General features: G+C 67.0%; 14 protein-coding genes. 12 read left to right on the top strand and 2 right to left on the bottom strand.

Features of this window, described 5'->3' with window-relative positions; genetic code table 11:
• Window positions 1-12 precede the first annotated feature (12 nt).
• The gene (locus Bequi_RS02550; protein WP_075866902.1) at window positions 13-1,101 is read right to left on the bottom strand and encodes an ImmA/IrrE family metallo-endopeptidase; all 1,089 of its coding nucleotides are present in this window, start codon (window positions 1,099-1,101) and stop codon (window positions 13-15) included.
• A gap of 246 nt (window positions 1,102-1,347) precedes the next feature.
• The gene (locus tag Bequi_RS02545) at window positions 1,348-2,196 is read right to left on the bottom strand and encodes a helix-turn-helix domain-containing protein (RefSeq protein ID WP_075866901.1); all 849 of its coding nucleotides are present in this window, start codon (window positions 2,194-2,196) and stop codon (window positions 1,348-1,350) included.
• Window positions 2,197-2,697: 501 nt separating this feature from the next.
• Between Bequi_RS02545 and Bequi_RS02540 the strand changes: the two genes are divergently transcribed.
• The 12 genes from Bequi_RS02540 (at window position 2,698) to Bequi_RS02485 (ending at window position 13,763) form a co-directional block, all read left to right on the top strand.
• Window positions 2,698-2,907 (top strand): heavy-metal-associated domain-containing protein, encoded by a 210-nt coding sequence (locus Bequi_RS02540; RefSeq protein ID WP_075866900.1) that lies wholly within the window; start codon window positions 2,698-2,700, stop codon window positions 2,905-2,907.
• Between the two features lie 125 nt (window positions 2,908-3,032).
• Window positions 3,033-3,848: a hypothetical protein gene (locus Bequi_RS02535; protein ID WP_083669154.1), complete on the top strand. Its 816-nt coding sequence runs from the start codon at window positions 3,033-3,035 to the stop codon at window positions 3,846-3,848.
• Between the two features lie 47 nt (window positions 3,849-3,895).
• Window positions 3,896-6,166 (top strand): heavy metal translocating P-type ATPase, encoded by a 2,271-nt coding sequence (locus Bequi_RS02530; RefSeq protein WP_084451522.1) that lies wholly within the window; start codon window positions 3,896-3,898, stop codon window positions 6,164-6,166.
• A 53-nt stretch (window positions 6,167-6,219) separates the two neighbouring features.
• Window positions 6,220-6,471: a YHS domain-containing protein gene (locus Bequi_RS02525; RefSeq protein ID WP_075866898.1), complete on the top strand. Its 252-nt coding sequence runs from the start codon at window positions 6,220-6,222 to the stop codon at window positions 6,469-6,471.
• A gap of 66 nt (window positions 6,472-6,537) precedes the next feature.
• Window positions 6,538-6,891 (top strand): metal-sensitive transcriptional regulator, encoded by a 354-nt coding sequence (locus Bequi_RS02520; RefSeq protein ID WP_084451524.1) that lies wholly within the window; start codon window positions 6,538-6,540, stop codon window positions 6,889-6,891.
• Window positions 6,892-6,938: 47 nt separating this feature from the next.
• Window positions 6,939-8,081 carry an FAD-dependent oxidoreductase gene (locus Bequi_RS02515; protein WP_084451526.1) on the top strand — a complete coding sequence of 381 codons (1,143 nt, stop codon included), beginning with the start codon at window positions 6,939-6,941 and terminating at the stop codon, window positions 8,079-8,081.
• A 3-nt stretch (window positions 8,082-8,084) separates the two neighbouring features.
• On the top strand, window positions 8,085-9,362 hold the full coding sequence (locus Bequi_RS02510) for an MFS transporter (RefSeq protein ID WP_226283131.1): 1,278 nt from the start codon (window positions 8,085-8,087) through the stop codon (window positions 9,360-9,362).
• Window positions 9,359-9,688, top strand: coding sequence for a ferredoxin (fdxA, locus tag Bequi_RS02505; protein WP_075866897.1), 330 nt, complete (start codon window positions 9,359-9,361; stop codon window positions 9,686-9,688). Before Bequi_RS02510 ends, fdxA begins: the two co-directional genes overlap by 4 nt.
• A 97-nt stretch (window positions 9,689-9,785) precedes the next feature.
• Window positions 9,786-10,397 (top strand): YdhK family protein, encoded by a 612-nt coding sequence (locus Bequi_RS02500; RefSeq protein ID WP_075866896.1) that lies wholly within the window; start codon window positions 9,786-9,788, stop codon window positions 10,395-10,397.
• Window positions 10,398-10,803: 406 nt separating this feature from the next.
• A complete protein-coding gene (locus tag Bequi_RS02495; protein WP_226283133.1) occupies window positions 10,804-12,705 on the top strand; it encodes a heavy metal translocating P-type ATPase in 1,902 nt (633 codons plus the stop codon).
• Window positions 12,706-12,715: 10 nt separating this feature from the next.
• Window positions 12,716-13,021: a metal-sensitive transcriptional regulator gene (locus Bequi_RS02490; protein ID WP_047117867.1), complete on the top strand. Its 306-nt coding sequence runs from the start codon at window positions 12,716-12,718 to the stop codon at window positions 13,019-13,021.
• A 52-nt stretch (window positions 13,022-13,073) separates the two neighbouring features.
• On the top strand, window positions 13,074-13,763 hold the full coding sequence (locus Bequi_RS02485; RefSeq protein ID WP_075866895.1) for a DUF8185 domain-containing protein: 690 nt from the start codon (window positions 13,074-13,076) through the stop codon (window positions 13,761-13,763).
• The last annotated feature ends 23 nt before the right edge of the window (window positions 13,764-13,786 follow it).

Genomic DNA, 13,786 nt, shown 5'->3' with positions numbered 1-13,786 from the left:
GCCGGCTGGCCATCACAGCCTCCGCTCCGGCCGGGCTGTCGAGGCCGGGCGTCTCGCCGTATCGGGCCCTGCACTCTGCTGGGGTGTCCGCTCGCGGCCCGCGCTGGTGCGAGCTGGGCCGTCCTTGGCCAGACCGGGTGGGGTGCCGTCGGGCAGTCGAACAGTGTCGAGACCATCGAGGATGTCGATCGCTACCCGACGTACCCGCTCCCCGGTGGCCTTGACGACTTCGACCGGCTCTGTGCCATCGACCGTTGCCGCCCACCCCGACACGTACGGGATCGTGTAGTCGCTGGTGTCCATTCCATGAGCGGCGCCGACCATGAGCGCGACGGACTCGGCTTCGACCTCCGCGATCCCACGATGCTGGCGAGCCTCCTCCTGGTCGGGGCTGTGCATCAGCACATGCCCGAGCTCATGAGCCAGCGTCTTGACCTGGGAGGCGGCGTCCATGTTCTCCCGCACCGCAACCGATCGGTCGGTGAAGTTGGTCCGTCCGTTCGCGCCGTCGATCATGCCCTCATGCGGCACACGCATCAGCTCATACCCGGCGGCCTGCACCTGCCCGGCCAGTCCCTCCCACAACCCCTCGGGCGCTTCGCCTTGCAGCAGCGTCGGTTCCGGTGCCTTGGGTATCGGGTCGCCGCCGGTCTGGGCGACATCGAAGACCCGCGCGGGGACCACACCGACCATGCGTGTGCGGACGGCCTCGCCGGGCTTGGGCTTCTCATACCGGCCCAGGCGCCGCCAGGAGTCAGGGTCCTTCGGTGTCGCCGTGGCGAACCGTGCCTTGAACGGAGCGAGGATACCGTAGTGCTTCTGGCCTTTGAGGATGTGCCGACCCATCTTCTGCCACTGCCCGGCGCCGGCCACATAGGTCGGGAACGGCGAGGCCACTTTCCCGGCCGCATAGTTCGCCTCGTGCTGTTTCCAGATGAGAAGCGTGTTGTTGAACGACCGTGACCGGAACCGGGCGGCGAACCTCAGCGCGTCGGCCCAGTCCTCGCCCGTGATGAGCTGCTCGACCGCGCCGGTCAGCGTCTCGTGGAGCTCATCGAGCCTCGCTTCCCGCTTCTGGCGGGCCTCTTCCCTCGTCGCCATCGTCCGGCCTCCTCTCGGCAGGCCACCGCGTAGAAGCGGCAGACCCTGCACCAGCGAGGTGCGCCAGGCGCATCCGGCGAGTCAGACGGTCAGCGAACGACAGGATCGGTATGTTGGCCATCAGGAACGCGGCGGCACCTGACGTGGACTCACTGGACTACCAGCGACGGCTCTCCTACTGGGCGAGCGGAGGTCAAGTACGGTCGGACGCCGGACGAAGTGATGATTTCCCGGACGCGACTGCCCCTACAGCGGGCGTTCTTCACCAACGGGGCGCATGGCCCGATAGCGGCTCGGGCTGAGCCCGATGTGCTCGATGAACGCCTCCGTCGCCCGCGACCGGCTCGACCACCCGACCCGCCGGCCGACGCGGGCAACGGGGAGATCGGTTTCGCGCAGCAGCCGGGCCATCTCCTGAACACGCAGCATCGTCAGATAGGCGATCGGGGTCTTCCCGAACGCCTCAGCGAACACGCGAGTCAGCTGCTGCGGGGACAACCGCACAGTCTCGGCCAGCTCACCAAGCGTCCATGGATGTGCGATGTTCTCGTGGAGAGCTTCACGAGCGAGCAGCGATTCACGACGCAGTGGAGCAAACCGACGACTGCGCGGCAGCACCGGACGCGAGCGCGCCCGCTGCAACGGTGTCAGCCTCACAGGCGAGACGCGGATGAATGGTCCGAGCACATCCATGACGGCGAACCAGAGTGCCTGGAGTCGATTGAATCTCTCTCGGAATTGCTCCTCAACGCTGAGGGCCACCATCTCGTCCAGCCACGGCACAACCATCCCGGCCCGATCTCTGCCGAGCCGCAGGATCTGCGCAGGTTCAGAGTAGACCTTCTCCGCGAAGCTGGGCGCTTCAAGCCGGTCATGCAGCACCGCAGAGTGCTGCCAGAAGAACTGATCGAGAGCGAAATCGGTATCGACGTAGATCGAGGTGAACGTGACGAGTTCTTCGGGCTCGCTGCTGAACAGCACGTTCGGGCCAAGGAGAATTGCGTCACCGACGTTGACTGCCTGACGACCGAACTCGCTGAACATGATCGCCGATCCCGATCGGATGAACACGATCTTGAGGCAGTCGTAGACCATCGGACCGACAGGCCTATGCATCGTGCGTGTGTCCGCGACCAGAGGGATATGCCAATGCGCAGCACAGGAGCCGCTAACTGTCTCCGGCGTAACTGCGCACTCCAGCTGGGATTCGTCTGATCCACTCACCAATCTCGAACGCCTGCGAATCGAGTTGGCACGGCCGGCTTCGTACCATGAGCACCAGCGACTGATCGGCGTTTGGTGGGTGTCCGGCCCGTACCGGTCGTCACTGCCTTCGCCGACGCGGCAAGGCAGTCCACGGTTCTCATAAGGCCGGGGCTCACTACTCTCCGACGCGCAGCGACACCGCCCAGCGGGTCGCCCCGCAGCATCGTTGCGCCACGAGGCTCACCTCGGACGCTCCAACCATTGCCCGCAGCACATCTGCGATGCGGCTCACACGATCGCCTCCCTTCTTGCGGAATACCTGCCAGGGGTATACCGTTGACTTGTACACGTACCCGGTAGGGGTACTACTGCATAGAAGGAGGATACCTGATGGCTTCGAACGATTACCAGGTGACGGGCATGACCTGCGGGCACTGCGAGATGTCGATCCGCGAGGAGGTCGGCGAGATCCCCGGCGTCCAGGACATCCAGGTCAGCGCGCAGACCGGCAAGCTCAACGTCACCTCCGAGGGCGAGATCGACGATGCCAAGGTCCTCGCGGCGGTCGAGGAGGCCGGCTACTCGGCGGTGCGCGTCTGATGAAGGCCGGAGGACGGCTCGCGCTCTACGGGGCCGGGTTGGTGGTGGCGTTCGGCGGGGCCTTCGGCCTCGCCGGCGCCGTCATTCCCGACAGCTTCGTAGCAGCATGGGCAGAAGGAAGTGACGTGAACACACACGGTGAAGGGCACGGCGGCGCTGCGCAGGAAACTGCGGAGCCCGCTCTGAACGGGGTCTCCGCAAGCGCGGACGGCTTCGTGCTCTCCCCGGTCCAGGCTCCCACGGCTGCAGGCGAGGATGGAAAGCTGAGCTTCCAGATCCTCGACGAGTCTGGCGAAGCGGTGACCGAGTACACCACCGCACACGAGAAGGACCTGCATCTGATCGCCGTTCGCACCGATGGTACCGGTTTCCAGCACGTGCACCCCGAACTCGACACGAGCACAGGCACTTGGTCGGTGCCGTGGACCTGGGACGAAGCCGGCACCTACCGCGTGTACGCCGACTTCACACCCGCGGGCGAGGGAGCCGAAGGCATCACCCTGACTCGCGCCGTCGAGGTGGCGGGCGACTTCACCCCCGTCGAGACCGAGGCTCAGATCACCGACGAGGTCGACGGATACACCGTCTCCCTGAACGGCGACCTCACTGCGGGCACCTCAAGCGAGCTCACCATCTCGGTCGAGCGCGACGGGGAGCCGGTGACCACGCTGGAGCCCTACCTGGGCGCGTTCGGTCACCTGGTGGCGCTGCGCGAAGGCGACCTCGCCTACCTGCACGTCCACGCCGAGGGCGACGAGCCCCAGGCCGGGGACACGGCCGGACCCGAGATCGGATTCGCAGCGGAGGCCCCGACCGCCGACCGCTACCTGCTCTACCTGGACTTCCAGGTCGACGGGCAGGTGCACACCGCCGAGTTCGTGATCGACGCCAAGCATGGTGACGGCTCGCAGACAGACGATTCGCATACCGACGGCCACTGACCCGCAGGGACTGGCGTCGCACGAGAGCTGAAGAGAGAAGGAAGAGGATGAGCACATCAGCGCCCCCCACCGGTGGGCCGGACATCGAGCTGGAGATCGGCGGGATGACCTGCGCCTCCTGTGCGAACCGGATCGAGAAGAAGCTGAACAAGCTCGACGGCGTCGCGGCCACGGTCAACTACGCCACGGAGAAGGCCAAGGTCACCGTGCCTGCCGGCTACGATCCGGCACTGCTGGTCGCCGAGGTCGAGAAGACCGGCTACACGGCTGCGCTGCCCAAGCCCAAGGACACCACGGCGAACACGTCGGAGACCGAGGCCGGGGAGGAGGAAGACACTGAGCTCACCTCGCTGCGCCATCGGCTAGTCGGCGCCATTGTGCTCACGGTTCCCGTGATCGCCATGGCCATGATCCCCGCACTGCAGTTCGTATATTGGCAGTGGGCCTCGCTCGCGCTTGCCGCCCCGGTGATCATCTGGGCAGCCTGGCCGTTCCACAAGGCCGCATGGACGAACCTCAAGCACGGCACCGCGACGATGGACACACTCATCTCGATGGGCACCTCGGTCGCACTGCTGTGGTCCGTCTACGCACTATTCTTCGGAACCGCTGGCACACCCGGGATGACGCACCCGTTCGAGTTCACGATCGCTCCCTCGGATGGCGCGGCGAACATCTATCTCGAAGTTGGCGCGGGCGTGACGATGTTTATCCTCGCCGGCCGCTACTTCGAGAAGCGCTCCAAGCGCCAGGCCGGGGCCGCGCTGCGCGCCCTCCTGGAGCTCGGCGCGAAGGAAGTCGCCGTGCTCCGCGACGGCGTTGAGGTGAAGATCCCCACCTCTGACCTCCAGGTCGGCGACGAGTTCATCGTTCGTCCGGGCGAGAAGATCGCCACCGACGGCATCGTGACCTCCGGCTCCTCCGCGGTGGACGCCTCCATGCTCACCGGCGAGTCCGTACCGGTCGAGGTCCGCGAGGGCGACTCGGTCACCGGTGCCACCGTCAACGCGGGCGGCCGCCTTGTCGTGCGGGCGACCCGTGTCGGCTCGGACACGCAGCTTGCGCAGATGGCGAAGCTCGTCGAGGACGCGCAGACTGGCAAGGCCGAGGTGCAGCGTCTGGCCGACAAGATCTCCGGCGTGTTCGTGCCGATCGTCATCGTCGTCGCGTTCATCACCCTCGGCGCCTGGCTGGGAGGCGGATTCCCCGTCGCCGCCGCGTTCACCGCAGCGGTCGCCGTGCTCGTCATCGCGTGCCCCTGCGCGCTCGGGCTCGCGACTCCGACCGCGCTGCTCGTCGGCACCGGCCGCGGGGCGCAGATGGGCATCCTCATCAAGGGCCCGGAGGTGCTGGAGTCCACCCGCAAGGTCGATACCGTCGTGCTCGACAAGACCGGTACCGTCACCAGCGGCAAGATGACCCTTACCGATGTGATCACCGAAGCCGGTGTGGACCGTGCCGAGCTGCTGCGCCTCGCGGGTGCGCTGGAGGACTCCTCGGAGCACCCGATCGCTCAGGCGATCGCCAAGGGCGCCACCCAGGAAGTCGGCCAGCTGCCCACGCCAGAAGACTTCGCCAATGTCGAGGGCAAGGGCGTGCAGGGCATCGTCGAGGGCACCCCGGTCGTCGTCGGACGCGAATCGCTGCTGGCCGATTGGTCGCAGAAGCTCTCTCCGGAGGTCGCACAGGCGAAGGCTCAGGCCGAGGGTGAAGGCAAGACGGTCGTCGCGATCGGCTGGGACGGTGCTGCGCGCGGCATCCTCGTCGTCGCCGACACCGTCAAGCCCACGAGCGCAGAGGCGATCCGCGGGCTCAAGGAGATCGGCCTGACCCCGGTGCTGCTCACCGGTGACAATGAGGCCGTGGCCCGCCAGATCGCCGCCGAGGTCGGCATCGAGGAGGTTATCGCCGAGGTGCTGCCCAAGGACAAGGTCGACGTCGTCACCCGTCTTCAATCCGAGGGCAAGATCGTCGCGATGGTCGGCGACGGCGTCAACGACGCCCCCGCGCTCGCGCAGGCCGACCTGGGCCTGGCGATGGGCACCGGCACCGACGTCGCGATCGAGGCCTCCGACATCACCCTGGTCCGCGGTGATCTGCGGGCCGCGGTCGACGCGATCCGTCTGTCCCGTAAGACCCTGTCGACGATCAAGACCAACCTGTTCTGGGCATTCGCCTACAACACCGCCGCGATCCCGGTCGCAGCGCTGGGCATGCTCAACCCCATGCTCGCAGGCGCGGCGATGGCGTTCTCCAGCGTCTTCGTCGTCGGCAACAGCCTCCGCCTGCGCGGGTTCAAGAGCGTCGCCACGAAGTGACGAACGAGAACCCACCCATCCACACGAATCCAACAACGAAGGAACACCAGAGAATGAGCAGCTGCTGCAGCACGAACGAGACTAACCCCGCCGCCGAGAACGGTGGACGCGAGAACCTGCTCGGCGGGGGAGCCGATGACATGACCACCTGCCCGGTCATGGTCGGAACCCCGGTCAGCAAGAAGACCGCCGAAGCCGCCGGACTCTACCGCGACTTCGACGGCGAGCGCTACTACTTCTGCTGCGCCGGCTGCGGCCCCGCGTTCGATTCGGATCCGGCCAAGTACGCCGCCAACATGGCGTAATCCACCAGCGTGCGGGGTGCCGCGGCACCGCTGCGGCACCCCGCCACCTGATCGGAGCGAACCGACATGACCACTACGACCCCCACCACCGAAACCCACCTCGACACCTACCCCGCAGGAGGCGACGGCGACGCGTCCGACCACGGATACATCAGCGACAAGACGAAGTACCGCAATCGCCTGCGACGCCTCGAAGGCCAGATCCGCGGCATTGATCGGATGGTCGACGAGGACCGCTACTGCATAGACATCCTCACCCAGATCTCCGCAGCCACCAGGGCACTCGAGAACGTCGCCCTCGGCCTGCTCGACGATCACCTCAAGCATTGCGTCCTCGACGCCGCAGTCGCCGGCGGACCAGTCAGCGAGCAGAGGCTCGGCGAGGCATCCGAGGCCATCGCCCGCCTCGTTCGCTCCTGACGCCGACGCACCAGTTCGACCACGACCAGCAGCCCAGGAGTTCCTCTATGACCACCCAGCACGTCCTCATCCTCGGCTCGGGAGCAGCCGGGGCCGCAGCCACCCGCACTCTCGCCTCACGCGACGATGTCCGGGTGACGCTGGTGACCCGCACCGGGGAGACGCCCTATACGCGGATGCTCATCAAGGGAATCGCGTTCGGTCCGACACCGCCGGAGATGATCAAGCTCCCGCTGCCTCAGATCGAGGTCATCGCCGACACCGTGCTCGAAGTCGACACCTCGGCGAAGCAGGTCCGGCTGACCTCCGGCGCACAGGTCTCCTACGACGCGCTCATCGTCGCGACCGGGAGCATGCCCCGTTCCCTGCCCGCTGACGTGTTCGGCGACGACGCCGGACAAGGGAGGGTCACCGCTCTTCACTCCGTGGAGGATGCCCTCGGCATCCGAAAGTTGCTGACCGGCCTGGGACGGCCGGCGCGCGTGGCGATCTACGGCGGCGGAATCATCGCAGCCGAGACCGCCTCGTCGCTGCAAGCCGACGGACACATGGTCACGCTGGTCTCTCGCAGTTCCGTTCCCGGCATCGGAGCGTTTGGGGCGCCCGTGGCTGAACGCCTCGCCGCCGACCATGCCGCCAAGGTGCAGACTCGATTCGGTCGCACTCTCCAGCATGTCGACGAAACAGAATCCGGTGTCGCCATCACCCTCGACGACGGCGATCCTATTGTGGCCGACTTCCTCCTCGTTGCGCTCGGCACGACGCCCGCAGCCCCGTCACCGTGGACGAACGGCATCGACGTCGACGATCACCTCCGCGCCGCAGCAGACCACGTCTACGCCGCTGGAGGTGTGGCCACGCATCACGACGAAGCACTGGGCGCCTGGCGCATCGACCATTGGGAAGACGCCGCCGCGCAGGGTGCGCACGCCGCACAGGCCGCATTGCACGACCTCGGCATCAGCGACGATCCGAGCACCTACCTGCCACGCAGCCCCTACATGGCGATGGTCTACGGTCAGATGATCTCCGGAGTCGGGTACACGGCCGGCACAAACACCTACCTGGAAGCCGGCGAGGAGTTCATCGTCCGCCACGAGACCGACGGTATGGTCGTCGGCGTCACCGGCATCGACGCGGTCGGCACCGTCTACCAGTGGGGACAGCAGCTCCACGGCGTGCAGGCCTAGGCGATGGCGGGAGACTGTACCAGGCAGATCCCACGGCGGGGCTTCCTGCTCTCGCTGGCAGCGACCATTCTCATGATGGCGGCTGCCAGCGCGCCGTCGTTGTTCTACCCCCAGATCGCCGAACGGCTCGAGCTCGTTCCCGTCGCCACCACATTCGTATTCGCGGTCTACACCTTCACCCTCCTGGCCGCGCTGCTCTACCTCGGACCGCTCTCCGATTACATCGGCAGACGTCCGGTCGTAACCGCCGGTTCCCTGGCGCTGGCACTGAGCCTGGCCATGTTCTGGTTCGCCGGCGGCCTCGCGACACTCCTGGTCGCACGCGCTCTGCAAGGGCTCGCAGCGGGTCTGCTCATCCCGGCCCTGTCGGCGATGATGATCGACTTCGAGCCGCCGTCGCATCCGAACATCGCAGCCCTGTGGAACACGATCGGGCCGATGATCGGTCTCGGGACCGGGGCACTCGGTGCTGCGCTTCTCCTCGATCTCACCCCCGAACCGACAGCTGCGGTCTTCGGCCTGCTCGTGCTCGCCTTCCTCATCGTGGCAGCGACGGTGTGGATCACACCGGAATTGGTCCCCAAGACCCGGTTACGACGTGGCGACCTCCGCCCGCGGTTCACCGTGCCACCGCACCTGCGCCGCATGTTCACCGCCGGTGTGCCCGCGATCATCGCTGGGTGGGCGACCAACGGACTCTTCCTCGCGCTCGGAGCCGGCCTCGTCGGCAGTGAGCTCGGGGGCTCCACGCACACCCACGCGGGCATCGTCATCTTCGCACTGGCGATCTCCGGAGTCACCGCCTCGTCCGTCCTGCAGCGGCGTTCCGCCCGCACCATCAGCCTGTATGCGACCAGCGCCCTGGCATTCGGCACCGCAGTGAGCATCGGCGCCCTCGCACTCGGTTCCTACCCGGCCTACGTCGCGTCGGTCGCGATCGTCGGTTCCGGGTTCGGCACAGCGTTCCTCGGGGTGCTGCGCACACTCATGCCCCACACGGCATCGTCGGAACGCGCCGCCGTGATGGCTGTGATCTACACGGTCGCCTACCTCGCATTCGGTGTGCCCACCATTGTCGCCGGGTTGCTCGTGCCGGTGCTCACCCTGTCAGGAACCATGACAATCCTCGGTGCGATCATCATCGCCCTCAGCCTTGCAGCCACCGTCCTGCGCCTGCGCATCCCGCAGGCGGTCGCAGGCCCGGCAGAGACTGACGACCTCCCCGAGCCTCCCACTGACTCTCACCGCCGATCCGCACCCGACCGAGAAGAGCAGCCATGACCTATGTGATCGCGCTTCCCTGCGTGGACGTCAAGGACCGCGCCTGCATCGACGAATGTCCTGTCGACTGCATCTACGAGGGCGAACGCTCGCTCTACATCCATCCCGACGAATGCGTTGACTGCGGAGCCTGCGAACCGGTCTGTCCCGTCGAGGCCATCTACTACGAAGACGACCTGCCCGACGAATGGTCTGATTACTACAAGGCCAACGTCGAGTTCTTCGACGAATTGGGTTCTCCCGGTGGAGCCGCGAAGATCGGACCGGCGGGCTTCGACCATCCCCTCATCGCCGCATTGCCCATCCAACATGAGCAGTCCCTCTGAGAAGGACAATTCGATCTATCCACACCGGTACAACGCGCGATCCTTGACTAGTACCCCCTGGGGGTATAAGGTAGGCATGTTGATGAAAGGAGCTGACATGCAGAGGAGACTGCGAGCAGGGCTGGCAGCAGGAGCGCTCGGAGTGACACTCGTGCTCGCCGGTTGCGGCAGCGGAGCAGACGAAGACCAGCAGGCCGACCCTTCGGCTACTGAGGAGCATCAGGGCCACGGCGGCGACAACGCAGAAAGCGGTGATGAGGAGATGGATCACTCGATGGAGCACCCGATGGACGGCGGACCGGCACCCGAGGGTATCGCCGAAGCCAGCGACCCCGCCTACCCGGTCGGCACAGAGGTACAGCTCACGGCCGACCACATGGAAGGCATGGACGGTGCGACGGCGACGATCTCCGGCGCATTCGACACGTACACGTACTCCGTGAACTACACGCCCGCAGGTGGCGGCGCCCCCGTCACGGACCACAAGTGGGTCGTGCAGGAAGAAATCGAGGATGCCGGCGACGAGCGCCTGGCCGATGGCACAGAGGTGACGCTGCTCGCCGAGCACATGGAGGGCATGGAGGGTGCGACGGCCACCATCGCTTCGTCCACCGATGAGACGGTCTACATGGTCGACTACGAGACGGACGGCATGAAGATGACGAACCACAAGTGGGTCGTCGAGAGCGAGATCCAACCAGCGTCCTGAGCCGACGTTCGCTTGCCCGGCGACCGGGTGAGCGGCAATCGGCATGGCTCGATGACGGAGGAGGGGAACGATGACGGACCCGAACTCACACCAGCACCACGGTCACGGAACCGATGCACCCGCTCACGGCGAGCATCACCACGGGTCTGTGTCCGCGCACGCCTCGGCGGAGGCGCACGGCACGCGCGAGGGTCAGCACACCGGGCACCAGGGCCACGCCATGGACCACGGGCAGCACTCAGACCACACGGGCCTCGACGAGCACGGCGGCCACGGTGAGCACGCCCAGCACGGTGGCCACGGAGATCACAGCGGCCATGGCGGTCACGGTGATCACGTTGGCCAGTTCCGCCGGCTGTTTTGGATCAACCTCGTCATCGCCATCCCCGCGGTCACCCTCTCGCCGATGTTCGCCATGCTGCTGGGCTACGAGGTCCCCGGCTGGGCGGGCTGGGTCGCCGCGGTACTGGGCACCGTCATGTACGTCTGGGGCGGCAGGCCCTTCCTCACCGGCGCAGTCAGCGAGTTGAAGTCCCGCAAGCCCGGGATGATGCTGCTCATCGCTCTGGCGATCACGGTGGCCTTCTTCGCCTCCTGGGCCGCGACCCTCGGGCTCGTCCATCACGAGCTGGAGTTCTGGTGGGAGCTGGCGCTGCTGATCGTGATCATGCTGCTGGGCCACTGGATCGAGATGCGCTCCCTGGCCCAGACCACCTCGGCGCTCGACTCGTTGGCGGAACTGCTGCCCGACGAGGCCGAGCGCGTTGAGGGCGAGAACGTCGTTAAGGTGGCCCCAGCCGACCTCGACGTGGGCGACGTCGTGATCGTGCGTCCCGGCGGCAGCGTCCCGGCCGACGGCACCATCGTCGACGGCCGCGCCGACATGGACGAGTCCATGATCACCGGCGAGTCCCGCCCGGTCTCTCGGGGCGAGGGCGAGACAGTCACTGCCGGCACCGTCGCCACGGACTCCGGCCTGCGGGTGAAAATCACCGCCACCGGCGACGACACCGCCCTGGCCGGCATCAACCGGCTCGTCACCGAGGCCCAGAACTCCTCCTCCCGCGCCCAGCGGATCGCCGACAAGGCCGCGGCCTGGCTGTTCTGGTTCGCCCTCGGCGCGGCGCTGGTCACCGCAGTCGTCTGGACGCTCATCGGCATGCCCGACGAGGCCGTGGTCCGTACAATCACCGTGCTCGTCATCGCCTGCCCCCACGCCCTCGGCCTGGCGATCCCGCTCGTGGTCTCCATCGCCACCGAGCGCGCCGCCCGCGGCGGCGTGCTGGTCAAGGACCGCCTCGCCCTGGAGTCCATGCGGCAGGTCGACGCAGTGCTCTTCGACAAGACCGGCACACTGACCAAGGGCGAGCCCACCGTCACCGGCGTCGAACCGACCGGCGACCTCGACGCCGACCAGGTCCTCGCCCTCGCGGCCTCGGCCGAGGCCGACAGCGAGCACCCGCTCGCCAAGGCCATCGTCACCGCCACCAAGGACAAGGGACTCGCCCTTCAGCAGGCCAGCGGCTTCTCATCCTCGCCCGCCGTCGGAGTCACCGCGACCGTCGCCGGCCAGGAGGTCCGCGTCGGCGGCCCCCGGCTGCTTGAGGAGACCGGCCAGGACGAGGTCGGCACAGCCGAGGAATGGCGCTCTGAGGGCGCGATCATCCTGCACGTCCTCCGCGACGGCCAGGTGGTCGGCGGCCTCAAGCTCGCCGACGAGGTCCGCCCCGAATCCCGCGACGCCGTCGACGCCCTCCACGCCCTGAGCGTCGAGGTCGTCATGATCACCGGCGACGCCGAGGCAGTGGCGAACGAGGTCGGCAAGGAGCTCGGCATCGACCGCGTCTTCGCCGGCGTCCGCCCCGAGGACAAGTCCGCCAAGGTCGCCCAATTGCAGCACGAGGGCAAGAAGGTCGCCATGGTCGGCGACGGCGTCAACGACGCCCCGGCACTGGCCCAGGCCGACGTCGGCATCGCGATCGGCGCCGGCACCGACGTCGCCATCGCCTCGGCCGGGGTCATCCTCGCCAGCTCCGACCCCCGGTCGGTGCTCTCGATCATCCAGCTCTCACGACGCGCATACGGCAAGATGAAGCAGAACCTGTGGTGGGCAGCCGGCTACAACCTCATCTCCGTGCCGCTTGCGGCCGGTATCCTGGCACCGGTGGGATTCGTCCTGCCAATGTCGATCGGCGCGATCCTGATGTCGGCCTCCACCGTGGTGGTTGCGCTCAACGCCCAACTCCTGCGGCGCATCGACCTCACACCCGAAGCCAGCACGCGTTCCGTCCTGGAACGCCAGAAGTAAGGACATGCCCATGTCTGTCGACACTGATCCTCATCAGCACGGATACATCAGCGACAAGGAGCGCTACCTCGGCCGCATGAAGCGCATCGAGGGTCAGGCCCGCGGGATCGCGAAGATGATCGATGAGGAGAAATACTGCATCGACATCCTCACCCAGGTATCCGCCCTGACCCGCGCCCTCCAGGGGGTCGCGACCGGTCTACTCGACGATCATCTCAAGCACTGCGTGCTCGATGCAGCGAAGCTCAGCGACGAGGCGGCCGTCGAGAAGATCCAGGAAGCCACGGACGCCATCAACCGGCTCGTGCGCTCCTGATCTCGGACCCCGACGGCCGCGTTCCAGGACACGGCGGGCACAAACCCTCACGATGCCAGCGCGCCTGATCCTCGCCGACGCGCCGTCCGCCCGCGATGCGCTCACCTTCGCTCAACGGGCCGCGTGGGCCGGCGCCCACGGCGTGCGCTTGCAGGCCGCGGCCGGGCTGCTGTGCATGAGTGCGGCTGCGCTAACGCCCCGTGGTCCGCTCGACCGCACCCCTACGATCCTCGTCCTTCGCACGCTCCGCTCCGACGCCGAGCTGCAGTGCGACGTCACCGTCGAAACCCTGACCGCGACCGTCGACCCCCTGGCCCTCGAACTGCCGGAGACCTCGCTGGCACCCACCTGGACCAGCGTCGAACCCCCGCAACACGGGTGGAGACACATTGCGGTTGTGTCCAGTCTGACGCTGATGCGTAGCGCCCGTGCCGGCATCGAGGCCGTCGCCCAAGCACTTCCCGACAAACCCGGCGACGATGTCGTCCGCAAGATCCGGGGCATGGTCTGGGGCACCCCGGACACAGCCCTCTCGTCGCTGCCGCAAGGCGTCGCGTTCGCCGCCTACGTGTTCGGGTTCCTCAGCGCCGGAGGAGAGGCCGCGATCTCCACCGCCGGCCGTTGGACGCGGTTGACCCTCCCGACTGGACACGTGCTCCTGCGCGGGCCCGTCGTCTCTGGCCTCACCTCAATCCGCCGCACCCGGCCACGCGTCTCCGAGTCCTTCACACCAATCGGATGATACTTGATACCCCATAGGGGTAA

This window comes from Brachybacterium equifaecis, assembly GCF_023509525.1.
GTDB classification, from domain to species: Bacteria; Actinomycetota; Actinomycetes; order Actinomycetales; family Dermabacteraceae; genus Brachybacterium; species Brachybacterium equifaecis.
This window is presented reverse-complemented; position numbering and strand designations above follow the sequence as displayed.